The sequence below is a fragment of the Deinococcus wulumuqiensis R12 genome (assembly GCF_011067105.1).
Classification (GTDB): domain Bacteria; phylum Deinococcota; class Deinococci; order Deinococcales; family Deinococcaceae; genus Deinococcus; species Deinococcus wulumuqiensis.
Genome location: NZ_CP049357.1, coordinates 2,012,438 through 2,033,672 on the forward strand (window position 1 = coordinate 2,012,438; position 21,235 = coordinate 2,033,672).

The 21,235-nt window shown below is 66.0% G+C and carries 21 protein-coding genes; 5 read left to right on the forward strand and 16 right to left on the reverse strand.

Annotation, left to right across the window (positions count from 1 at the left end; translation table 11 throughout):
- Positions 1-125: 125 nt before the first annotated feature.
- From tsaD to G6R31_RS09775, 4 genes are all read right to left on the reverse strand, one after another.
- Positions 126-1,133 (reverse strand): tRNA (adenosine(37)-N6)-threonylcarbamoyltransferase complex transferase subunit TsaD, encoded by a 1,008-nt coding sequence (gene tsaD / locus G6R31_RS09760; protein ID WP_017871996.1) that lies wholly within the window; start codon positions 1,131-1,133, stop codon positions 126-128.
- Complete coding sequence (locus tag G6R31_RS09765) at positions 1,130-1,519, reverse strand: hypothetical protein (protein WP_017871995.1); 390 nt, start codon at positions 1,517-1,519, stop codon at positions 1,130-1,132. Before G6R31_RS09765 ends, tsaD begins: the two co-directional genes overlap by 4 nt.
- Complete coding sequence (locus tag G6R31_RS09770; protein ID WP_017871994.1) at positions 1,516-2,076, reverse strand: VUT family protein; 561 nt, start codon at positions 2,074-2,076, stop codon at positions 1,516-1,518. Before G6R31_RS09770 ends, G6R31_RS09765 begins: the two co-directional genes overlap by 4 nt.
- 132 nt (positions 2,077-2,208) lie before the next feature.
- The gene (locus G6R31_RS09775; protein ID WP_017871993.1) at positions 2,209-4,749 is read right to left on the reverse strand and encodes a BamA/OMP85 family outer membrane protein; all 2,541 of its coding nucleotides are present in this window, start codon (positions 4,747-4,749) and stop codon (positions 2,209-2,211) included.
- Positions 4,750-5,279: 530 nt separating this feature from the next.
- On the opposite strand from G6R31_RS09775, the gene G6R31_RS09780 reads away from it, so the two are divergent.
- Together G6R31_RS09780 and sdaAA are read left to right on the forward strand one after the other, a co-directional pair.
- Positions 5,280-5,924 carry a TetR/AcrR family transcriptional regulator gene (locus G6R31_RS09780; RefSeq protein WP_025567218.1) on the forward strand — a complete coding sequence of 215 codons (645 nt, stop codon included), beginning with the start codon at positions 5,280-5,282 and terminating at the stop codon, positions 5,922-5,924.
- Between the two features lie 213 nt (positions 5,925-6,137).
- The gene (sdaAA, locus tag G6R31_RS09785; RefSeq protein WP_017871445.1) at positions 6,138-7,037 is read left to right on the forward strand and encodes an L-serine ammonia-lyase, iron-sulfur-dependent, subunit alpha; all 900 of its coding nucleotides are present in this window, start codon (positions 6,138-6,140) and stop codon (positions 7,035-7,037) included.
- 69 nt (positions 7,038-7,106) lie between these two features.
- Here sdaAA and G6R31_RS09790 read toward each other — a convergent pair whose 3' ends face one another.
- The 4 genes from G6R31_RS09790 to lysS all read right to left on the reverse strand — a co-directional run bounded on the left by G6R31_RS09790 (position 7,107) and on the right by lysS (position 9,968).
- Positions 7,107-7,568 carry a hypothetical protein gene (locus G6R31_RS09790; RefSeq protein ID WP_017871444.1) on the reverse strand — a complete coding sequence of 154 codons (462 nt, stop codon included), beginning with the start codon at positions 7,566-7,568 and terminating at the stop codon, positions 7,107-7,109.
- On the reverse strand, positions 7,565-8,053 hold the full coding sequence (locus tag G6R31_RS09795; RefSeq protein WP_017871443.1) for a hypothetical protein: 489 nt from the start codon (positions 8,051-8,053) through the stop codon (positions 7,565-7,567). The genes G6R31_RS09790 and G6R31_RS09795 overlap by 4 nt, the downstream gene beginning before the upstream one ends.
- Positions 8,050-8,349, reverse strand: a complete 300-nt coding sequence (locus G6R31_RS09800; RefSeq protein WP_025567221.1) for a PadR family transcriptional regulator — start codon at positions 8,347-8,349, stop codon at positions 8,050-8,052. The genes G6R31_RS09795 and G6R31_RS09800 overlap by 4 nt, the downstream gene beginning before the upstream one ends.
- Before the next feature lie 95 nt (positions 8,350-8,444).
- Positions 8,445-9,968: a lysine--tRNA ligase gene (gene lysS / locus G6R31_RS09805; RefSeq protein ID WP_017871441.1), complete on the reverse strand. Its 1,524-nt coding sequence runs from the start codon at positions 9,966-9,968 to the stop codon at positions 8,445-8,447.
- A 119-nt stretch (positions 9,969-10,087) separates the two neighbouring features.
- Between lysS and G6R31_RS09810 the strand changes: the two genes are divergently transcribed.
- Positions 10,088-10,309 carry a hypothetical protein gene (locus G6R31_RS09810; protein WP_017871440.1) on the forward strand — a complete coding sequence of 74 codons (222 nt, stop codon included), beginning with the start codon at positions 10,088-10,090 and terminating at the stop codon, positions 10,307-10,309.
- Between the two features lie 42 nt (positions 10,310-10,351).
- On the opposite strand, the gene G6R31_RS09815 is transcribed toward G6R31_RS09810, so the two are convergent.
- Complete coding sequence (locus G6R31_RS09815; RefSeq protein ID WP_017871439.1) at positions 10,352-11,206, reverse strand: menaquinone biosynthetic enzyme MqnA/MqnD family protein; 855 nt, start codon at positions 11,204-11,206, stop codon at positions 10,352-10,354.
- A 245-nt stretch (positions 11,207-11,451) separates the two neighbouring features.
- Here G6R31_RS09815 and G6R31_RS09820 point away from each other — a divergent pair, with 245 nt between their 5' ends.
- A complete protein-coding gene (locus G6R31_RS09820) occupies positions 11,452-12,180 on the forward strand; it encodes a GNAT family N-acetyltransferase (protein WP_017871438.1) in 729 nt (242 codons plus the stop codon).
- A 44-nt stretch (positions 12,181-12,224) separates the two neighbouring features.
- Here the strand turns inward: G6R31_RS09820 and mqnE are convergent, their stop codons facing one another.
- From mqnE to G6R31_RS09845, 5 genes are all read right to left on the reverse strand, one after another.
- Positions 12,225-13,370: an aminofutalosine synthase MqnE gene (mqnE, locus tag G6R31_RS09825; RefSeq protein WP_017871437.1), complete on the reverse strand. Its 1,146-nt coding sequence runs from the start codon at positions 13,368-13,370 to the stop codon at positions 12,225-12,227.
- Positions 13,371-13,411: 41 nt separating this feature from the next.
- Positions 13,412-14,062, reverse strand: a complete 651-nt coding sequence (locus G6R31_RS09830) for an SMI1/KNR4 family protein (RefSeq protein WP_017871436.1) — start codon at positions 14,060-14,062, stop codon at positions 13,412-13,414.
- Between the two features lie 96 nt (positions 14,063-14,158).
- Complete coding sequence (locus G6R31_RS09835) at positions 14,159-15,181, reverse strand: ABC transporter permease (protein ID WP_017871435.1); 1,023 nt, start codon at positions 15,179-15,181, stop codon at positions 14,159-14,161.
- Positions 15,181-16,203, reverse strand: coding sequence for an ABC transporter permease (locus tag G6R31_RS09840; protein WP_017871434.1), 1,023 nt, complete (start codon positions 16,201-16,203; stop codon positions 15,181-15,183). Before G6R31_RS09840 ends, G6R31_RS09835 begins: the two co-directional genes overlap by 1 nt.
- Positions 16,204-16,413: 210 nt before the next feature.
- The gene (locus G6R31_RS09845; protein WP_017871433.1) at positions 16,414-18,132 is read right to left on the reverse strand and encodes an ABC transporter substrate-binding protein; all 1,719 of its coding nucleotides are present in this window, start codon (positions 18,130-18,132) and stop codon (positions 16,414-16,416) included.
- 286 nt (positions 18,133-18,418) lie between these two features.
- On the opposite strand from G6R31_RS09845, the gene G6R31_RS09850 reads away from it, so the two are divergent.
- The gene (locus G6R31_RS09850) at positions 18,419-19,438 is read left to right on the forward strand and encodes a D-alanine--D-alanine ligase family protein (protein ID WP_017871432.1); all 1,020 of its coding nucleotides are present in this window, start codon (positions 18,419-18,421) and stop codon (positions 19,436-19,438) included.
- A gap of 129 nt (positions 19,439-19,567) precedes the next feature.
- Here the strand turns inward: G6R31_RS09850 and G6R31_RS09855 are convergent, their stop codons facing one another.
- Both G6R31_RS09855 and G6R31_RS09860 read right to left on the reverse strand, forming a co-directional pair.
- Positions 19,568-20,719, reverse strand: coding sequence for a ComEC/Rec2 family competence protein (locus G6R31_RS09855; RefSeq protein ID WP_017871431.1), 1,152 nt, complete (start codon positions 20,717-20,719; stop codon positions 19,568-19,570).
- On the reverse strand, positions 20,716-21,120 hold the full coding sequence (locus G6R31_RS09860) for a DUF3006 domain-containing protein (protein WP_017871430.1): 405 nt from the start codon (positions 21,118-21,120) through the stop codon (positions 20,716-20,718). The genes G6R31_RS09855 and G6R31_RS09860 overlap by 4 nt, the downstream gene beginning before the upstream one ends.
- Positions 21,121-21,235 lie beyond the last annotated feature (115 nt).

The window sequence follows — 21,235 nt, forward strand, 5'->3', positions numbered from 1 at the left end:
AATCTGGTCGTTTCAGATTCAATCCGAGCGGATGCGAGTAGGAAAAAATACGGATTCTGCGATATGGATGCACAGGCGGCGCTTTCCCGACTGTGCAGGAATTAAGCGGAATCCGTATCAGCCCTCTACTGCGCCAGCGGCGCATACGCCTGCGCCCCCACGCTCAGGGGCGACGGCTCCCGCCCGGCGCGGATGGCGGCGGCTCCGGCCAGCGCAATCATCGCGCCGTTGTCGGTGTTCAGGCCCTTGCCGGGAAAGACCACATGCAGCCCGGTCTGCGCGAAGGCGTCCCGGAGGGCGCGGTTGGCCGCCACCCCGCCCGACACGACCACCGTGCGGCGGCCCAGGTGTTCGGCGGCCCGCACGGTGGTCTTCACCAGAAACCCCACGGCGGCCCGCTCGAAACTGGCGGCGAGGTCCTCGGGTTTCGCTCCGGCTTTGTGGGCCAGCAGCGCCGCCGTCTTGAGACCGCTGAAGCTGAAATCGAAGGCCTTCTGGCCCTTGAGCGGTTCCTTGAACGGCACGGCGTCCGGGTCACCCCGCGTGGCTGCCTCGCTGATGGCCGGGCCGCCGGGGTAGCCCAGGCCGCACAGCCGCGCCACCTTGTCGAAGGCCTCGCCCGCCGCGTCGTCCAGGGTGGCGCCCACCAGCCGGTAGTCGCCCTCCTGCACCACGTCGAACAGGTGGGTGTGCCCGCCGGAGACGACCAGCGCGAGATAAGGGGCCTGAAGCTGCTCCTCCGACGCGGCGGCGAAGATGTGGCCCTCCAGGTGATGCGCGGCGTAGAACGGCACGCCGAGCGCCTGCGCCAGCCCCTTGCCGTACATCAGCCCGACGAGCAGGGCGCCGACCAGACCGGGGCCGGACGTGGCCGCCACCGCGCCGAGATCGGTGAGGTCCAGGCCCGATTCGGCCAGGGCGTCGCCCAGAATGCTGTCGATGCGCTCCACATGCTCGCGGCTCGCCAGTTCGGGCATCACGCCGCCGTACTGGGCATGCACCGTCTGCGACCAGACCCGGTTGGCGCGGACTTCGACCCCGCCGCCTGTCCCCCCCGAAGCGGGCACCAGTTCGACGATGCCCACCCCCGTGTCGTCGCAGGAGGTGTCGATGCCGAGGATAAAGCGCGTCATTCGGGCAGTGTACCCGCCGTCGCCGCCGCCATCGGCAACGCCCGCACGGTGATGCGCTGGCCCTGGCGCAGGCGGTGGTAGGACACGTCGGCGGCGGCGGTGACGGGGCAGCCCAGCGCGTCGGCGGCGTCCTGGGCCACCGTCTGCACGAAAAACTCCATGTCGCGCACCACCGGATGCCCGACAAAGGCGTCCACGTAGGTGTCGAGGCTGAACAGTTCGAGCAGCCGCTCGCCGCCCACGTAGCTCAGGGTGAGGGTGCTGCCGGGTTTGGGGTTACGGGTGGCCGGGCACAGCTCGGGCAGCGTCAGGACGTGTTCCACCGTCATCTCCAGACCGGGCCGGGCGTTGGCGATGGTGCCGAGAAGAGCAGCGTTTTCGCTCACGCGGCGGCCCGGGGCGTCCCTTGCCGCACGCGAAGGGCAAACAGCGCGGCAATGGCGTACTTGGCAACGATGTCGGCGAAGATGATTTCCGTAATCTCACGGCTGCTCATGTCGCCGTAAAAGGCCAGCAGGGTAAACAGCACCGAGTCGAGCGGCACGCTCACGGCGTTGCTCGCCAGCACACGGGTCCACCAGCTGCGGTGAATCAGGCGCTGGTATACACCCGTGTCGGCCAGTTCGCCCACCAGAATCGCCAGAAACGACGCCCCGACAAACCGCAGCGGCGTGCCGAGCAGCACCGCCGCCACGGTGTTGACCAGCAGCGCCAGCGCGATGGCGACCAGCACGGCGGGCACGCCCCCGGCGCGGTGGATGCGGTCACGCAGGGTAAAGACGGCGGCGAAGAAGATGGTGCCCACGCTCAGCAGGCCAAACACCGGCAGCGGAATGAACTTGTTCAGCGTGAGATTGGCAAGCAGGATGCTCAGCGCGTACAGCGCGATCAGGATGGTCGGCGTCAGGGCAGGGCGGCCCAGGCCAGGCGCAGAAACGGTCATACGTCCTCCTCAGCCACAGCGACAAGACAGGTCACGGGCCAGTGCGCCAGCATAGCGCCGGGGGAAGCGCCAGAGAAAAACAAAGAAAAAGCGGGCGGCCCACCCGGGAAGCCGCCCGCCCCGCTGCCGGATTTACCAGAAGTTGCCGATGCGGAAGTGGAAGCGTCCGTTGGGCTTCTGGGCGTTCTGGGTGCTGTAGCCGTAGTCGAAGCGCAGGCTGGGAAGCTGCGCGCCGCCGAACCCCAGGTTGAGCTGCACGCCCGCGCCGACGCCGTAGGCGCTGCGGAAGGCTTCGCCCTTGTTCCAGACGCCGCCGTAGTCGGCGAACACCACACCGTACAGACCCTGCGCCACGCCGCCGGACAGACCGAAGTCGTAGCGGTATTCCAGGCTGGACGAAAAGTAGTTGGTGCCGAACAGCTGCCCGTCTTCCAGGCCGCGCAGCTCGCGCGAGGGCAGCGGGTTGGACCCGCCGATGAAGTAGCCGGTGCCGTCGGGGAAGGTGCCGCTGGTGGCGCCGGTGTTGGCGCGGGCGGCCAGCACCTGCCGGTAGGTTTCCAGCCCGAAAGAGCGCCTCACCTGACCGCCGAAGCCGTAGTAACCGCTCACGCCGATTTCGCCGTCCACCCAGCTCAGGGGGGTGTCACCGGCGCGGCCCACGTTGTAGCCCACCGAGCCGTAGGCCCGCACGCCGCGACCCGGGAAGTTGGCGTTGTCGGTGTTGTCGTAGTTCAGGCCGCTGCTCAGGCGGGTGGTCAGGCTGGAAGCGGGCAGCAGAGCGGTGGCCGCCGCGTCGTCCACGGTGCTGGTTTCGCCTTCCTGCTTGGGTTCGAGGTAGTTGGTGCGGCTGTTGAACGACACGTTCGCGCTCGCCGTCAGGTTGGGGGTGATGTTGCGGCCCAGACCCAGGCTGAAGCCGTTGGTGCGGGTGGTGAAGTCGCGCCCGGTGTCGGCCTTGTCCGCATCGACCAGCGCGATGTTGCCGCCCACTTCACTGCCCACCCCGAAGCTGAGCGAGGTGCGGGTGGTGCGGAAGTCGGCGAAGTCGAGGTCGAGCCAGGGAATGGTGTAGTTCAGGCTGCCCACCCAGTTCTGCCCGGCCTGGTTCTGCACGGCGCCGAGGCGCACGCCGAAGCTGTGGCCCAGACCGAAGGCGTTGGAGTTGGTGTAGGCCACGTCGCCGCTCCAGCCGCCCTGCAAGCTGTCGTAGCCCAGGCCCAGATTGACCGGAATCCCGCTGCGGCCCTCGCTGAGCGCGATCACGTAGGTCACGTTCTCGGGGTTCTGCGGGTCGCTCTTGACGCGCACGTCGTTGATGGTGACGTACCCCAGGGCGCTGATGCGGCTGAGCGCCGACTGCACGTCGCGGCTGTTGAAGGTCTGGCCCGCTGCGGGCAGCTCGCGCAGAATCACGCGGTCCTTGGTGCGGTGCTCGCCCTGCCAGGCGAGTTCGTACCCGGCGAGGCGCACCTCGCGCAGGGTGTAGGTCAGCACGCCGTTCTGAAAGCTGATGGCGTCGCGGGTGCTGATTTCGAAGCCCGCCTGACGGTAGACGTTGCGCAGCGCCATGAAGTCGTCCTGCGCGAGCTGCGGCGAGTACACGTCGCCGGGCTTGGTCTTGATGGCGGCCTGAAGCTGCTCGGTCGGCACCTTGGTGTTGCCGACAAAAGCGATGCTCGCCACCGGGCCGCTTTCCACGTCGGCGGCACCGAAGACCACCGTGACCTGCGCGGGGTTCTGTGGGTTGGGGTCGAGCGCGAAGCCCACCGGCTTGCCGGTCAGGTTGGCGAGGGCACGCACGTCGGCCTGAAGCTGCGCGAGCCGGAGCGGCTGCCCCGCCTGCGTCTGAAGCGCCGGGGTCTGGGCCAGCGTCCCGAGCGGCGAGAGGTCCACGTTCGCCACGCGGCTCTCGATCATGCTGAGCTTGAGCACGCCGTTTTCCAGGCTCACGCTGCGCGGGTCGATTCCGGCCTGAAAGTACCCGGCTTCCTCGTAGGCGGCCTGAAGCGCGTCGGAGGCGGCGAAAAACGCCTGGGTGGTAAAGCGCTTGCTGGTTTGCAGGGGCCGGAAGATGTTCTGCACCGTCGCCTCGGGCAGCAGGGTGGCACCCGTGATCTCCACGCGGCTGAGCGGCGCGGACTCGTCTACCACGAAGGACACGGTGGCGGTGCCGTCGGCGCCGAGCTTGGTTTCGGTGCTGATGCTGGGCACGAAGGGAAAGCCTTCCTGACGGTAGTTCTGCGCCAGCGCTTCCTTGGCCTGCTCGATGCGCTGGGTGTTGAGCACCGCGCCGGGGGCGATGTTGAGCAGTTCGGCGATGCTCTGCTTGAAGGCGTCGGCGGGCAGGAAGGTCAGGCCGGACGCCTGCACCTCCTTGATGGTCGGGTTGGAGGTGACCGTGATGACCAGGGTGTCGCGGCCCGATACCGTCCGCAGCTCGGCGGTCGCGGTCTTGAAGTAGCCGCTGGCGAGTACGTCCTGCTCGACCTGACGCAGGTTGACGCCCGAAAGCGGGGCGCCGGGCTGCACCGTCAGGGTCGTCTTGAGAAATTCGGACAGCAGGTCGGTGGTTCCGACCACGCTGATCTCCTGCACGGTCCCGGCCTGCTGGGCCAGCGCCGGTGCGGACGCAATCAGAACGGTGGTCACGGCAAACGTCAGGGGGTGTCGCATGTTTCTCCTAGTGTCGCACGGGCCGGCCCGCTCACGGGTGAGGCGGCAGAGGGCAGCCAGCAGAGCGCGTTCATGTCACACTTGCCCAACGCGGGCTGAGAAGGGTGAAGGGCACTTGACGACAGCCTCATGCGGTTGCCAGGACCCGCTTTCCGTCAGCCTACGCGAGTTCACTCTTTCCTCACCCGGTCACGCGGACGTTCGGGGTCGGCTCATACGGATTCCGCTTAATTCCTGCACAGTCGGGCCTGTACAGTTGGGAAGGCGCCGCCTGTGCATCCATATCGCGTAACCCGTATTCTTTCCTAATCGCATCCGCTCTGCTGCGCAGCTTTGCAAGTCGGATTGAATCTGAAACTACCAGATTCAATCGGAATCCGTATCAGCCGGTTCGGGGGCAGCAAAAACCGTGTCTGTGAGGCGTTCCGGGCAGCCGTGAGGAGAAGGCAGTCTCCCGTTAGTGACCCGGGGTTTGTTAGCAGGTGAATGGTTTCACGTTGGGATCGTGACCGGGCGTGTAGGTTGCGAGTGTGCCTGTCGCTTCCTCCCGTCCCCTCCGTGCACGCAGCGCACTTGAAAAGATCCGGCGCCGCGACGAGATTTTGCGGGCTGCCGAGCGTCTGTGGCTCTCGACCTCCTACGCCGACCTGAGCATGAACCAGATCGCCCGCGAAGCCAGACTCGCCAAGGGCACCCTCTACCTGTATTTCGACACCAAGGAAGAGCTGTTTCTGGCCCTCCTGCACGAGTATCTGCAAACCTGGTTCCAGCACTTCAACGACCTGCTCGGCGCCCGGCAGCCCCGGACTCCCTCCGAGATGACTGCGACGCTGATCGTCGCCCTGGAGGGTCAGGACCACCTGCGGCGGCTGCTGCTGCTGCTCAGCACCGTTTTGCGCAGCCACCTGTCCCCCGAGGTCGAAGCCGACTTTCGCCGCGATATGCACCAACTGCTTCAGCAGACGGTGCACCGCATGCCCTATACGCCGGACATCAACCGGCAGATTCTGATTCACTGCTACGCGCTCGCGGTCGGCTGGCAGCAGATGGCCGCCGCTCTGGGGCAGGTGCCAGGCCCCGATGCGGCAATCTGCGAAAAGGAAAAGGAAGGGGCCTTTCGGCTCGCCCTGGAAGCCATCATCGAGCGGCTGGGGCAGCAGGCGCAGGCGAGTTGAGGCCGCCGCGTCCCTGCGCCCTATCATCCGAACACTGAAAACACAGACAAACGGCAACGGGCAGAACTGCATGCCACAGCCGCAGAGGGTGTTCGTCCAGCCCCACTGGACGGCCCGCTGGCAAGCCCGGCGGCGGACAGGCCGAATAGAAGGCGCCCGAAGTGACCGGCTGCTACAGTCGGTTTCCCCCACTCTGCCTGAAGGAGCCTGCCCATGACCCTCGAAGAACTGATGAACGCCCCCGCGCCAGCCTCGCAGTGGGTGCTGGAACGCGACTGCGCCGAGACTGGCCTGAACCCCGAAGACATCCGTGCCGAGATGCTGCGCCGCATCGGCGAAATGAGAAGCAGCATCGAGCGGGGCCTGAAAACCGACGCCCAGAGCATCACCGGCATGGTGGGCTGGAACGCCAAGGGCCTGTGGGACGCCCCCGACGCCCTGAACGCGCCGCTGCTGCGCCGGGTGCAGGCTTACGCGATGGCGGTCAACGAGGAAAACGCCCGCATGGGCCGCATCGTGGCCGCCCCGACGGCGGGCAGCGCAGGCACCATTCCCGGCGCTTTGATCGGCGTGGCCGACCACCTGAACATCCCCGACGAGCGGCTGGTGGACCCCATGATTCTGGCGGCGGGCGTGGGCAAGGCCATCAGCAAGCGCATGTTCATCTCCGGCGCGGCGGGCGGCTGTCAGGCCGAAATCGGCTCCAGCGCGGCGATGGCGGCGGCAGCGGTGGTGGAACTGCTCGGCGGCACCCCCCGCGCCGCTGTCCACGCCGCCAGCCTCGCGCTGATGAACACCATCGGGCTGGTGTGCGACCCGGTGGGCGGCTACGTGGAAGTGCCGTGCGTGAGCCGCAACGCCTTTTTTGCCGTCCACGCCGTAAGTGCCGCGCAACTGGCCCTGGCGCAACTCGAATCTTTCATTCCACCCGACGAAGTGCTGGGCGCGATGGCCTCGGTGGGCCGCATGATGCCCGCCGCCCTGCGCGAAACCGCCGACGGTGGACTGGCGCAGACGCCCACGGGCCTCGCCGTCACCGCCCGCATGCAGGGCAAGGAAGGGCAGGCGGAAGGTGACCTGCCCGGCGGGATGACCTCGCTGCCGATGGTGTGAAGCCTCGGTGATTGAGGATGGAAAACGAGGCTGGAGCCTATGCACTCCAGCCTTTTTCGTTTGTGTTCCCTACAGTTTGACCCAGCGGCCTTGCCGCTTGTGTCTGAAGAACTGACCGACGGAAGCGGCATTGGCTGCCAGGACGACCAGGACCACGCTCCCCATGTCGTCTATTCCCGGCAGGAAGGGCGCGGAGTGAGGCGCGAGCCACTGCCACAGCACCACTGTCAGCCAAGCCGCTGGGAAGTAAGCCAGCGCGCCCACGCCAGCGGCGAAGGGATGGACGCCGCGCCAACCCAAAACCGCAGAGCAGGCCGCCACGACCAGCATGATGCTCAACCACAGTTGCGCGGGCGGATGCGAGGCGAAGAGAAGCACCTGAGCGACGGCCAGAGCCGCGAAAAGGCACAGCGGCAGGGGCAAGTCGGCCCACCAACGCTGCGCGGCCTGGCGGGTTTCCTTTGCCCAGTGAACGTCTCCCACACTCTCCGCTTCGTTCTCCATCGCCTGTTGCCACTCGTCGCGGTTCATACTGCCTCCTCTTCACCTTCCGACTTCAGCCGGCTGAGCGCCCAGCCGAAGCCCCAGAGCAAAGCGAACGTCAGTAGAGAGGAGAGCAGCAGCTCCCAGGCGTTCGCCATCCGTAAACCGAACCACAGCGTGAAGGGAAGCAGACTCGCCACCGCCGCCAGCGCCCAGGGTGCGTACCCCAACCATACGTAACGGGCCAGCCAGACGAGGAGCAGCAGCATTCCGGCGCCCGTATTTAGAACCCTGACCGCTTCTCCGGTCACGGGGTCGGGCAGCCGGGATAGGGACGCGACCAGAAGAACGCCCAGAGGAGGCAGCGACAGCACCAGCAGCAGCCGACTCAGGGGCCGCCAGGCCAAGGCCGCCCGCAACTCGGCGCGGCGCCGCAGGCCCCAGGCGACGCGGCGGGTCTGCTGCGCCCAGTGGATGTCTTCCACACTTGCCGCTTCCTGTTCCATCGCGGCCTGCCACTCGTCGCGTCTCACAGCAGCGCCCCGCGCAGTACGCCCCGCTCCTCCTCGCGCCGCTCCCGCGCCAGCCGCAGCCCCTCCTGCGTCAGGCGGTAGACGTGACGCGGCGGCTTGCCCTCATGCGGCGACGGCTCCCACTCGGCTTCGAGGTAACCCTGCTCGTGCAGGCGCTGCAAAATCGGGTAGAGCGTGCCGCTTTTCAGGTCGGTGGCCTTGCTGAGGTCGTACCCGTAGGTCTGCGCCGGATAGCTTGAGAGCAATGCCGAAAGCACGGCGCGGGTATGTGGACTGGTATGAGGTCGCCGGGGCATAGGCAGATTATCTAGTTATGTAGATTTTGGTGTCAAGGGAAAGGCCGGGGCGCCCAGGCTCCAGCCTTCCTTATTTATTTTTTAGCCATTTGCCTTCAGCCTTCTGCGTCCTCCTGCCCCTGTCCCCCCTCCGGCTTGAGCAGCGGGAACAGCAGCACGTCGCGGATGGAGTCGCGGTCGGTCAGCAGCATCGCCAGCCTGTCCATGCCCATGCCCATACCCGCAGTCGGCGGCATCCCGTATTCCAGCGCCAGCAGGAAGTCCTCGTCCTGCTCGTGCGCCTCGTCGTCCCCGGCCTCGCGGCGGGCGGTCTGCGCCTCGAAACGGGCGCGTTGGTCGAGGGCGTCGTTGAGTTCCGAGTAAATCGGCGCCAGCTCGAAGCCCGCCACGTACAGGTCGGCGCGTTCGGCCAGCCCTTCGCGCTCGCGGTGGGTCTTGACCAGCGGGCTAATCACCAGCGGCATATCCACCAGGAAGGTCGGGTTTTGCAGCAGCGGCTCCACGTACTCGCCGCCGAGCTTGTCGAGCAGCTTGTAATCGGGAGTCTTGCGGTGTTCGGGGTGGTGAATGTCCGACCATTCGCGCAGCTTTTGCAGGTCGAGCGGGTCGAAGTCGAGCTTGGCCTGTTCCCTCAGCGCCGTCACGAAGTCCAGCCGCTTGAAAGGCAGCGAGAAATCCAGCTCCTTGCCCTGGTAGGTCAGCTTCGGCTCGCCGTTCAGCTCCACCACGAGGTCGTGCAGCAGTTGCTCGACCAGCTTCATCATGTCGTTGTAGTCACCGTAAGCGAAATACGCCTCCAGCATGGTGAATTCGGGGTTGTGGGTGCGGTCGATGCCCTCGTTGCGGTAGTTGCGCCCGATTTCGTACACGCGCTCGAAGCCGCCGACCAGCAGGCGCTTGAGGTACAGCTCCAGGCTGATGCGCAGGCTGAACTCGTGGCCCAGTGCGTTGTGGAAGGTCTTGAAGGGCTTGGCCTCGGTGCCGCCGGGAACGACTTGCAGGGTGGGGCCTTCGACTTCCATAAAGTCACGGCTGTCGAGGAAATTGCGGATAAAGCGAATCATCCGTGAGCGGGTGCGGTACACCTCGCGGCTTTCGCTGTTCACCATCAGGTCCACGTAGCGGCGGCGGGCGCGGAGTTCTTCGTCCTGAAGGCCGTGAAACTTGCTGGGCAGCGGGTGCAGGCTCTTGACCAGCGGCTGCCACTCGGTCACGTGCAGCGTCAGTTGGCCCGTTTTGGTCACGAACGGGTGACCCTTGACGCCGATGATGTCGCCCAGGTCGATTTTCTTGGTGGCGTCAAATTGCGTGGTGTCGGCCTTGGAGAAAAACAGTTGCAGCGTGCCGTGTTCGTCGCTGAGGTCGGCAAAGGCCGCCTTGCCCATGTGCCGCATCAGGGTCACGCGGCCCGCGAGCGAGTAGGTTTCGGCCTCCCACCTGTCGCCGGGGGTTAGGTCGCCGGGGTGCGCCGCCAGCACGTCGCGGGCGTGGTGGGTGCGGGGGTAGCTGTAGGGGTGGGCCTCGAATCCGGCGGCGACCTGCGCGCCAAGGTTGTTCAGGCGGGCCACGGTCTGTTCGTGCAGCCCTTCGGGGCGGGGGGCGGGAGAAACGTCCGACATAGGGCGAAGTATAGGCGCGGCTCCGGTCCGGCTCCTGCTCCTGAACCTGGCCTTCATCTCTCAACCCGAGTTGAGCCTTCTCTCGCACTCGCTGCCCCTGGCCGTGACACGCTGCTCCCATGCCGGACAAAGACGACAAGAACAAGGGCCACACCAGCCTCCCCGAGCAGTACGAGCGCAACGAGAAGGAAGTGCATGAGATCGAGGACGAGCACAAGCCTTCCTTCAAGGGTGTGAACGACCGCGAGGCCAAGGCCGCCCGCAACACCGAACACGACAAGCTCAAGGAAAAGAAGGACGTGGAAGAAGCCCGCTCGGTGCCTGCCACAGAGCAGGGCTGAGCCGCTTTTCCCACCCCGGACCGGACCGCGTGTCCGGTTTTTTTATTGCTCCCCGAACTGCAATTCGGTGTGCCCCGGCACCGCGAGCGCCGCGAATTCGCGCAGGCCCAGACGGTCGGGCGCTTCCAGGTGGTAGCGGAAGTTCCACAGGTAGTGCTGCACCACCCGTTCGGGAAGGCCCAGCTTCTGCGCGTGCCGCTGCGACACGTCCGCCAGATGCCCGATTCCCCGGCGCCGCGCTTCCCGCATGGCCCGAATGAGCGCGGCGGGCGGCGGGTTGTCCTTGCGGTAGGCCCACACCGCAAACGTGAAGGGGTGGCCGGTGAGGTTGAACCACTCCTCGGCGAGGTCGGTCACGGTGATGCCCCGCGCCGCGTGCGGCAGGTTGGTCATGGTGCGCTCGGGGGTCAGCGGCCCCACCACCCCGTACCACTCGCGCAGGGCGTCGTCACCGATGCGCAGCACGCCGTCGTAGCCCGCCGCCAGCAGCGATTCGGCGGTGCCCTCGGCCCGCTCCAGCACGGGCGAGAGGCCTTTTTGCCGCAGCAGCACTTCGAGCAGCGCCACGCTCATGGCCGACTGACTGGTCAGCGCCACCCGCCGCAGTTCGGGCAGCGGGCAGGTGTGAAAGAGGTTGACCGAGTACACCGGCCCCAGCACCGCCACGCTGAAGTCGGGCAGCGCCGCGAGCGTATCGGCGTGCCGGATGAACTCCACCGCGCTGATGTTGGCGATGTCCACCTCACCCGCGAGCAGCGCGGCATTCATCTGGGTGGGCACGCCGGTAATGGCGGTCACGCCCGGCGGCAGTTCCAGCGAATCGAGGATGGGCGCGACGTTGGTGAAGTGAATCCAGCCCGCACGGTAAGGAGTGCCGTCCCGTGGCTCGGTGGTCATGGCGTTGGCCCTTGTAGAGAGGCCGAAGGAAAAATCATTCACCGAGTGTAGCCCCGCCGCGCTCTAGAGCATTTGACACAAAGACGCAACGTCTTTTTGGCGAGCGGACTGGGACAGCTCGCAGAGAGAGAGTGCAAAACACGGAGCAGGGCGGACTTGCAAAGCTCTGCGGGGCAGAGAATGGAGTGATGAGGGGTGCCATTCCGCGCATCACGTCATTCGGAGAACTGCTCTAGCCTCTGCCCATGCCTGCTTGCGCCTCGCCCGTCACCGTCCGCCGCGTCACCGACCCGGACGACCCCGCCCTGGCCGCCTTCGGGCGCATTCAGGAAGCGAGCTACTACGCCCCCGAAATGCTGATTCCGCCCGCTGCCTTTTCCCGTCTGGTGGCCGGAACGCCGGGCGGGCGCAACGACCGGATTCTGGTGGCCGAGCGCAGCGGAGAAGTCGTCGGGGGCACCCTCTACAGTCTGCTGCCTTCGGCGGGCTTCAACTCGTTCATGGGCGTCTCGCATGCGGCGCGGGGGCAGGGCGCAGGACGGGCGCTGCACGCGGCCAGCCTGGAGGACTTGCGGGCAGCGGGCCTGAGCGGGATGTTCGCCGACAGCGTACACGCCAGCCGCCAGAGCGCCGCCGAGCGCGAAGCCGAAGCCCGCAGCGGCAGCGACCCCCTGGTGCGGCGCAGGCAACTGCACGCGCTGGGGCTGCGGACGGTGGACCTCCCCTACTGGCAGCCGGTGGGCGGCGAGGACGGTGGCCCGCTCAAAGACCTCGACCTGCTGTATTGCCCGCTGGACGGCGGCGACACTGTGCCGCTGGGCCTCGTCACCCGCACGCTGGAAGCCTACTGGCGCGGCTGGCTGGGGCCGCAGCGGGCACGGGCCGAAGCCGAGGCGCTGTCGGAGCGGGCCGGTCAGGTGGAGCGGGTGCCGCTGCTGCCCGCGACGGAGACGCCGGGGTACTGGCGGGGCTAACTGTCCCTCTCCCCTATACCATCAGCGCAGCGAAACCATCGACCTCAGTCCGCCGCGTCTAACCCGCTGCGCCCGAACACCTCCAGTTCGTTGTAGTAGGCGTCGCGCAGCACCGGCACACGCCCCGCCGCCTGAATCATCTTCACCATGCCTGCTTGACTCAGGGCCATCGGGGAGGTGGCGCCCGCCGCGTGCGCGATGTGCTCCTCCTGAATGGTGCCGTCGATGTCCGACACGCCCCAGTCCAGCGACACCTGGGTCAGCTCACTGCCGATCATCACCCAGTAGCCCTTGATATGAGGGAAGTTGTCGAGATAGATGCGGGCCACCGCGAGGTTGCGCAGGTCGTCCAGACCCGTCGTGTACTCGGTCTTGCCGAGGTTCTGCGCCAGCGTGTTGCCCAGCGGCTGAAAGGCCAGCGGAATGAAGGCATGGAAGCCGCCCCCAAATTGAGCAATACTGTCGTCCTGCACCTCGCGCAGGCGGTGCATGTGGTCGAGGCGTTCTTCCAGCGTCTCGATGTGGCCGTAGAGCATGGTGGCGTTGGTTCGCATGCCCAGCGAGTGCGCTTCGCGGTGGATTTGCAGCCATTTCTCGGCCTTGACCTTGTTCTTGGCGACCTGCCGCCGCACCCGGTCGGCAAAGATTTCCGCGCCGCCCCCCGGCATCGCCGCGAGTCCCGCCCCCTGCAACTCGCGCAGCACTTCCAGCGTGGGCTTTTTGCTGATTCTGGACAGGTGCTCGATTTCGGCGGCGGTGAACGCCTTGACCTGCAAATCCGGGTACGCCTCGCGCAGCTTCTGCACCATCGCCGGGTAGTACTCCCACTTGTGGTTGGGGTGGTGCCCGCTGCTCATGTGCAGTTCGGTGATGCCGGGGAGGTAACGGCGGCCCACCTGCCGCACCACCTCGTCGGGGTCGTAGTCCCAGGCCCGTTCCTCATTCTTGTGCGCCGCGAACGCGCAGAAGGTGCAGCCCACGTAGCAGATGTTGGTGAATTCCAGCCGCATGGAGTGGACGAAATACACCTTGTCGCCGTGCAGCCGCCGCTTTTGCAGGTCGGCCAGCCGCATCAGCGTGTTCAGGTCGCGGGTGTGAAACAGGCGCATGCCCTCGTCGAACGTCAGCCGCTCTCCGGCCTCCACCTTCTCCACAATCGGCGCGAGGCCGGGGTCACGAAGCCACTTCATAAGGGGCAGGATACGCCCGGCCTGAGATGGCATGTGTGCCCCTACCGCCGGGGCGAAGCACCGAAACCGGGAAAGAGGTCCGCGAGCGTCCGGTAAGTGTCCACCGGCTGCCCGCTCGCGTCGTGCAGGGCGAGATGCTCGGCCTGGCCTGGGGGTTCGTCGGAGAGGCTAGACGTCACCCGCTCCGTTTCCAGGCGGCACAGGTACTCCTGCAAAAAGTCCTCCAGGCTGCTTGCCAGCACGTACTTGTCCCGCTCGTCGCGCCCGAAGGTGATGACCTGCCCACTGACGCCCCCCGGCCCTGGCGCGAGGTCTATGCCGACACTGTTGCCGCCCCAGTCTTTCAGGAAGGGAATCCAGCCCAGGTTGATGTACTGCGGCGTGATGGCCCCAGCCGGGTGCGAGGTGTGGTCCTGCATCTCCTGAAACTCGGCTTCCAGTTGCTGCCAGACCAGCCACTCGTGCAGCACGTGACCCAGCGGCACATGGTCGAGCGGGAAGGTCTGCCCCCAGTCCTGGTGGCGGCGGTAAAGCGCACGGTAGGCAGCAGGGAGTCGGTGCCCGGTGGCGACTTCCAGCGCGTCCAGGTCGGCGTCACTCGCGCCCGCTTCCAACTCGGCGTGAATTCGCGGCGCATGAGCGGCCAACCAGTGTTCCAACCGCTCAAACATCTGGGTCAGGTCAACCGTCATAAGGCACTCTACCCAAAGAAAACTCCCCCAGCCGCAGCGGGGGGAGCAGTGCTTTTTCCATCATCCATCAGGCCGCAAGGCCGAACCCATCACCCATCACCGTGTTTTGGGGTCGAGCGCGTCGCGCAGGCCGTCGCCGAACAGGTTGAAGGCGAGGCTGAACAGCACGATGAAGATGGCCGGGAACGCCAGCACGTACCAGTAGTCCGGCTTGAGCCAGGCGCGGGCAAAGTCGATGAGCTGCCCCCACTCGCTGTAGCCGGACTCGAAGCCCAGACCCAGGAAGGACAGCGCGGCCACGCTGAGCGGCACGGTGGCGAGCGCCAGCACCGCCAGGGTGAACACGGTGGTCAGCGAGTTGGGCACCACATGGCGCAGAATCATGCGCAGGTCGCGGGCGCCCAGGGCGCGGGCGGCGTCCACGTATTCCAGTTGCCGGGTCTTGAGGATGTCGCCGCGAATCACCTTGGCGTAGCCCGCCCAGCCGGTGATGCACATGGCGAAGATGATGGGGCCGGTGGGGTCGCCGCCCGGATTCTTGGCCCGCAGGATGGTCAGGATGGTCACGGTCAGCACCAGCGGGGGCAGAGCGTAGATCACGTCGATGAAGCGCTGAATCAGGTTGTCCACCCAGCCGCCGTAAAAGCCGCTGATCGCGCCGATGAGGATGCCGAGCGCCAGGGTGATGCCCACGATGATGAACGACATCTTGAGGGCCGTGCGTGTGCCCCAGACCAGGCCGTAGAAGATGTTGTAGCCGTTGACGGTGCCGAACGGCGCGAACGTGTCCTTGACCGTGCTGGCCGGGGCCGGTTCCTGCGCGAAGCTCACGCGTTCCATCTTGTAGCACTCGTCGGGCGCCATGAACATCGCCCTGAGCGCGAACTGCGGCTGGAAAATCTGGTTCTGGCTCTCCATGCCCAGGTCACGCAGGCAGTTGCCGGTGGGCCGGGCGATCAGGGGCGCGAACAGCGCCATCAGGCCGAACAGCAGGATGATGAACAGGCCGCTCAGCGCGAGCGGGTTGCGCCGCAGCTTACGCAGGGCCGGGGAGGTCCAGAAGCTGCGCCCACGCGGAGCCGCGCCGGGGGCCGCCGGAGTCGAAGTCACACTTGCCATCAGTCAAACCTCACGCGGGGGTCGACGATGCCGTAGAGGATGTCGACCAGAGTGTTCATAACGACCACGATCAGGGCGGAAAGCAGCGCGAAGCCCAGCACGCCCGCGAGGTCGATCTGGAGTGCCGACTGCACCACCCACTGCCCGATACCGGGGTAAGCGAAGATGGTTTCGGTAATCAGCGAGCCGCTGAGCAGGTTGATGACCAGCAGGCCGCCGAGGGTGATGATCGGCAGCAGGGCGTTGCGCCGGGCGTGCTTGCGGTTGACCACGCCGGGGGTCAGCCCCTTGGCGCGGGCGGTGCGGATGTAGTCGCTGCTCAGCACGTCCAGCATGGAATTGCGCATCACCTTGATGATGTCGGCGCTGCTGACGATTGCCAGGGTGGCGGCGGGCAGGATCATGTGCCGCAGGGCGTCCCAGGCCACGTTCCAGCGCCCGTTGAGCATGGCGTCCACCGACAGCATGCCGGTGTAGCGCTTCATGTCGGACACCGCGAACTGGTTGATGACCTCCAGTTGCCCGGCGCCCGGCAGCCAGCCCAGATAAGCGTAAAAGACTGCCAGCAGCACGATGCCCAGCACGAAGGTCGGCAGGCTGTAGCCCAGGATGGTCAGCACGCGCAGCACCTGGTCGATGAACTTGTCCTTGTTCAGGGCGCTGAGCGACCCCAGCCACACGCTGAGCAGCAGAATCGGAATGGCGGTGAGCAGCGTCAGCTCAATGGTGTTGGGCAGCCGCTCCTTGATGGTTTCGATGACGTCTTTGCCGCTCGCCCGCGAAAAGCCCAGGTCACCCTGGACTGCGCCGCTGGCCCAGCGACCGTACTGGACAGGAAAGGGGTCTCTCAGGCCGCGCTGCTCGATAATCTGCTCGATACGCGAAGCCTGGTTGTCACCACGGATGTAGGGGGCCGCCCGCTGCTCTGGCGTAAGAAGTTGTGTCACTCCCACCAGCAGCAGCGACAGCACCAGCATCACCAGCGGGATCTGGATCAGTCGTCTGACAATGAAATTGATCATAAGAGCCTCAAGTTGGTCACTCTACGCCAAATGGCCTGCCGTCCGGTGAAAAAACCGCCACCGGGCGACTCATGACGGCAGCAGAGGGCGGGGAAGAAGGTTGTCCTGACCGGACCCGCTTCTTCCCCGCTTCATCCGCTGTGCGACGCAGCGCCCCTTATACGGGTTTGAACCAAACTGAGCAATTCAACTGCGACCCTTATTACTTCATTACTTCTTGCTCAGGTCCTTCCAGAGCACGCCCAGGGTGCCCGAGGTCATGGGGTTGTAGGTGCTCGCGCTGACGCCCACGATGTTGTTGCGGTAGAAGGTGTAGTTCACGCCGCCGGGCACCAGGATGTAGGGGGCCTGCTCGTAGGCACGCTTGCCGACCAGGCTGTACAGGCGGCTGCGCTCGGCGGTGTTCACGGTGGCGCGGGCCTGCTTGACCCACTTGTCGATGCTGGCGTCCTTGAAGTTGCTGCGGGGGCTGTAGAAGCCGTCGGACGCGTAGAAGGTGTAGATGAAGTTGTCGGGGTCGGCGTAGTCGGGCGCCCAGCCGATCATGACCATCGCTTCTTCGCCCTTCTTGGAGGCCGAGAGCATTTCGCTCCACTGCTTGGGCTGGATGTTGATTCGGAACTTGGGGTTGATGGCTTCGACGTTGCGCTTGAGGATTTCCATCGCCGTCTGCGCGGGCACACTGCCGGCGCGGTAGTTGACGGTCATGGTGAAGCCGTTTTTCCAGACGTTGCCGCCCCAGGCCTGCTTGAAGTACTGCGTGGCCTTGGCCTTGTCAAACTTGTAGGTGCTGACCTTGGGGTCGTAGCCCAGGAACGAGTCGGGCAGGGCCATGGTGCGCTGCTTGCCCTTGCCCTTTTGCACGTCGGCAATGTACTGCTGGTAGTTGAAGGAGTACGAGAAGGCGCGGCGCAGGTTGGCATCCTTGAAGAAGTTGGCCGGGATGCCCTTGCCGTCGAGCTTGCCGCTGCCCAGCAGGTTCGTCGCCTTGATGTTCTGGTTCATGAAGATGACAGTGGAGGTGGTGTTGGGCAGGTTGTCCACCCAGGCCACGCCGGGCTTGCCCTTGATCTGCGCCTCGTCCACGTTGCGCCCGCCGCCCTCGATCACGTCGGCGTCACCGCGCAGGAAGGCCTGCTGACGGGGCGCGATTTCGGTCACCTTCTGGCGAATCACGTTCTTGATGGTCGGAGCCTTGCCCCAGTAGCCGCCAAAGGCCTGAAACAGCAGGTTGTTGGCGTCCTGCTTGACGAGGCGGTAGGGGCCGGTGCCGTTGGGCTTTTTCGACAGGTTGGAGCCGGTCAGGTCCTTGCCGACCCAGCTTTTCCAGGTCTTTTCGGTGCCGTCCCACTCGCCGATGCCCGCGTTGTATTTTTTCTCGACGATGCTCTGGCCCGCGTAGGCGAGCTTGGCGAGGAACGCCGGGTCCACCTTGGGCAGGGTAAAGACGAGCTGGCCCTTGCTGTTGCACTCCACGGACTTGTCGATTTTGGCCCAGGTGACGTTCTTGTCGTCATTGGCGTTGCTCTGGGTGCCCAGCAGCGACTCGGCGATAAACCAGTTGCCCGACTCGGCGGAGTTGGTCACCAGGTTGCGCTCGAAGGTGTACTCGGCATCGGTGCAGGTCATGACCGCGCCGGAGTGGAACTTGACGTTCTTGCGCAGGTCGAAGGTGTAGGTCTTGCCGCCGTTGCTGGCCGTCCACTTGGTCGCCAGCACGGGTTCGAGGGTCTTGAGCGAGTTGCCCTTGTACCCCACGAGCGTCTCGTACATGTTTTCGATCATTTCGCCCGAGGCGGTGTCGTAGGCCACGCCGGGGTCGAGGGTGGGAACGTCGGAGCCGTACTGAAGGACCAGGGTGTCTTTGGGCGAGGCCGCGAGGGCGCTTCCGGCGAGAAGAAGGGTGCTGAGAAGTGCAACTTTTTTCATAGGTCTCCTGAAAAGAACGTGATGTGTGTGCATGAAGATACAGCGCCGGGTCACGGAGAGGTACAGGTGCAGTCACTTTCGGCACCGAAACCACGGTGAACCCTGACGACGTATAAGGAGTTGGACGGCCCCGATGATAGCCCAGGAGAAACGCGGGGGCCAGACTCGTGGGTGGGGGCCAGAGAAGGCACAGGCCAGCGCGGAGCCTGATGCGGCCTGCCTCCGGTTTCCGCCCCTACGCCCGGAGATTCCACCGGGGGCCGGATGAGCTGCCATACTGCCCCGCGTGAAAAGGCGCATTTTGCTGCTGGCCGGGGGCCAGTCCGGAGAACACGAAGTCAGTCTCAGAAGTGCCCGGAGCGTGCTCGGCGCGCTGCCCCGTGACCAGTTCGACGTGACCCCGGTGGTCATCAGCAAGCAGGGGCGCTGGCTGCCGCCCACCGAGACGCAAAAGGCGCTCGAGACCGGCGTGTCGTCCCAGGGCGGCGACCTGATGCTGCACCGCGCCGCCGCCGCCGAGGGCTACGACGCCGTGTTTCCGCTGCTGCACGGGCCGATGGGCGAAGACGGCACCATTCAGGGCCTGCTCACCCTCGCCGGGATTCCGTTTGTCGGCAGCGGCGTGCTGGGCAGCGCGGTCAGCATGGACAAAGTGATGACCAAACAGGTGCTCGACTCAGCGGGCATTCCGCAGGTCGCGTGGCGCCTCGCCGTGCGGCGCGAGTGGCAGCAGGCCCCAGGCAGCGTGCGGGCGCGGGCCGCCGAACTGGGCTACCCGCTGTTCGTCAAACCCGCCAACCTGGGGTCGAGCGTGGGCATCAGCAAGGTCAGCCGTGACGAGGAGTTGGACGCCGCGCTCACCCTTGCCTTCGGTCTGGACCGCCGGGTAATTCTGGAAGCGATGACGCCGCATAAGCCGCGTGAGGTGGAAGTGGGCATCCTGGGCAACGACGCGCCCATCGCCAGTCCGGTGGGCGAACTGAGCTTCGACGCCGACTTCTACGACTACGAGACCAAATACACCGAGGGCCGCGCCGAGATGCACATTCCGGCCCGGCTGCCCGCCGAAGTCTCGGAGCGCGTCCGCGACCTCGCGCTGCGGACCTTCCGGGCGCTGGACTGCGCGGGGCTGGCGCGGGTGGACTTCTTCTACGTCGAAGAGACCGGCGAACTGTTCCTGAACGAAGTCAACACCATGCCCGGCTTTACCACCACTTCCATGTACCCCAAGCTGTTCGAGGCGGCGGGCCTGAGCTACAGCGAACTGGTGACCCGGCTGGTGGAACTGGCGCTGGAAGAACGGTAGCAGAGAGCGAAAAAAGGGCGCGTGGTTTGCGGGAAATCCCCGGCCACGCGCCCCGATTCTTTTGTTTTGAAGTCCAGAAACGACAATTCGGGCCAGCGGCCCTGTGCGTTTGACAACTGTGCCCGTAGCTCAGCGTTCGGTGTCGGAGACGTAGGTGCCGTCGGCTTTGCCCCTGAAGGTGACGGTGCCCTGGCGGTCGGTGCGAAACACGCGCAGGCCATTTTTCTTGTAGAGGTCCAGGGCCGACCGGGTGGGGTGCCCGTAGCTGTTTTCGCCCACACTGATGACCACGTTTTCAGGCCTGACCACGTCCAGCCACGCCTGATGGTCGCCGTTGGCGGCGCCGTGGTGAATGCTCTTGTAGACCTGCACCGGGCCGCGAATCTCGGGGCGGTTTTCTTCTATCCAGGCCAGGGTTTCTTTCTTTTCCGAGTCCCCGGTGAGCAGCGCGGCGAACTGCCCGAATTCGACGCGCACGCCCACCGAGTTTTCGTTCTGGTCGTCACCCATGCCGGACGGGGGAGCGATGACGCGCACCTTCACGCTCCCGAGGTTGATGACCTGATTGTTCGCCTTCTGGAAGGTGGTGCCCGCGCCTTCGAGGGCCGTCACCAGCCGCTCCCAGGTCCGGGTGGTGCCGCCCAGACCGTTGTTGATAAAGAGGGTGGGGCGGCCCGTTCTTGCCGCCTCCACCAGCCCCGCGATGTGGTCGGCGTCGGCGTGCGAGGCGACCATCAGGTCGATCTTGTCCACGCCCTGCCGCTCCAGTTGCTCGCGCATCCGCTCGGCGCTGCGCCCGCCGTCCACCAGCAGGGTCTTGCCTTCCGGACTGCGGACCAGCACCGCGTCGCCCTGGCCCACGTCCAGAAACTGCACGCTGACCTCACCCTGCGGGGCAGGCTGCCCGGTCTGGCCGGTGGGCTGTCCCCGGCCCTTGTCCAGGCTGGTGCTGCACGCGGCCAGCACCGACATGAACACCACCAGGGCCACCGCCAGGATGTCCGCGCTGCCGGGGCGCCGGGGGGGGTGCAGGTCGCGCTCGTCCACCCGCATCCGGACGGTGGGCGCCGACTTCGCCAGGGCCGCGCTGCGGGGGCGCGAGGTGCCCGATTTGCTGGCCGGGCGGCTGCTCTTGGCAGCACTTTTCGCGGTGCCCGCTTTGGCGCGGGTGCTGGTGGTTTTCGTGGTGGTGGTCTTGCGGGTGGTCGTCTTGCCCGTGGCCGATTTGCTCTCTCCGGCCTTGCGGCGGGGGGCCGCGCCCTTCTCCGTGCCCCGGCTCACAGGTCGATCTCCCCGTCGCTGTTGATGCTCAGCGTGTGCTGGCCCGGGCGACCCTCACCGGCGTTGAGCTGCTCCAGCCGGGCCTGGGCTTCTTGCCGTGCGGCGCGGGTTTCGGCCTCCAGGCGGCGAAACACCAGCCCCCCCACCCCCGAGCGCACTTCGAGCAGGTCGCCTTCGCGCACGCCGTCAGGCAGTTCGCGCAGCGGCACGGTGCGGGTGCGGCCACTCGGCAGTTCCACGCGGGCCAGCCGACCACGCGGGCTGTCTTCCAGTCCGTCCACCACCCAGCGTTCGCTCCAGCCTTCCGCCTGCTCCCCCTCGTACATATACCCCCCTGCGGCGGCCCACAGGATAACGTTCACCGCTCCGCCCGTCTGCTGCCCCTGCTGTGTCTTTCCCATGATTCGACCCTCCCCCGGTTCCAGCCTTCACTTCTCTGCCTGGAACGTAACTTTCCGCCCGTTTTCTCTGGCTGGCCGTAGTGTGCCACCTATCTTGACTCGTGTCAAGGAGGTG

Excerpts from the sequence above, each read along its gene's own strand:
- G6R31_RS09845 (WP_017871433.1), bottom strand. The coding sequence starts at position 18,132 with ATGAAAAAAGTTGCACTTCTCAGCACCCTTCTTCTCGCCGGAAGCGCC.
- G6R31_RS09790 (WP_017871444.1), bottom strand. The coding sequence starts at position 7,568 with ATGAACCGCGACGAGTGGCAACAGGCGATGGAGAACGAAGCGGAGAGT.
- G6R31_RS09860 (WP_017871430.1), bottom strand. The coding sequence starts at position 21,120 with ATGGGAAAGACACAGCAGGGGCAGCAGACGGGCGGAGCGGTGAACGTT.
- tsaD (WP_017871996.1), bottom strand. The coding sequence starts at position 1,133 with ATGACGCGCTTTATCCTCGGCATCGACACCTCCTGCGACGACACGGGG.
- G6R31_RS09775 (WP_017871993.1), bottom strand. The coding sequence starts at position 4,749 with ATGCGACACCCCCTGACGTTTGCCGTGACCACCGTTCTGATTGCGTCC.
- G6R31_RS09810 (WP_017871440.1), top strand. The coding sequence starts at position 10,088 with ATGCCGGACAAAGACGACAAGAACAAGGGCCACACCAGCCTCCCCGAG.
- G6R31_RS09840 (WP_017871434.1), bottom strand. The coding sequence starts at position 16,203 with ATGATCAATTTCATTGTCAGACGACTGATCCAGATCCCGCTGGTGATG.
- G6R31_RS09815 (WP_017871439.1), bottom strand. The coding sequence starts at position 11,206 with ATGACCACCGAGCCACGGGACGGCACTCCTTACCGTGCGGGCTGGATT.
- G6R31_RS09830 (WP_017871436.1), bottom strand. The coding sequence starts at position 14,062 with ATGACGGTTGACCTGACCCAGATGTTTGAGCGGTTGGAACACTGGTTG.
- mqnE (WP_017871437.1), bottom strand. The coding sequence starts at position 13,370 with ATGAAGTGGCTTCGTGACCCCGGCCTCGCGCCGATTGTGGAGAAGGTG.
- lysS (WP_017871441.1), bottom strand. The coding sequence starts at position 9,968 with ATGTCGGACGTTTCTCCCGCCCCCCGCCCCGAAGGGCTGCACGAACAG.
- G6R31_RS09770 (WP_017871994.1), bottom strand. The coding sequence starts at position 2,076 with ATGACCGTTTCTGCGCCTGGCCTGGGCCGCCCTGCCCTGACGCCGACC.
- G6R31_RS09835 (WP_017871435.1), bottom strand. The coding sequence starts at position 15,181 with ATGGCAAGTGTGACTTCGACTCCGGCGGCCCCCGGCGCGGCTCCGCGT.
- G6R31_RS09800 (WP_025567221.1), bottom strand. The coding sequence starts at position 8,349 with ATGCCCCGGCGACCTCATACCAGTCCACATACCCGCGCCGTGCTTTCG.
- G6R31_RS09820 (WP_017871438.1), top strand. The coding sequence starts at position 11,452 with ATGCCTGCTTGCGCCTCGCCCGTCACCGTCCGCCGCGTCACCGACCCG.
- sdaAA (WP_017871445.1), top strand. The coding sequence starts at position 6,138 with ATGACCCTCGAAGAACTGATGAACGCCCCCGCGCCAGCCTCGCAGTGG.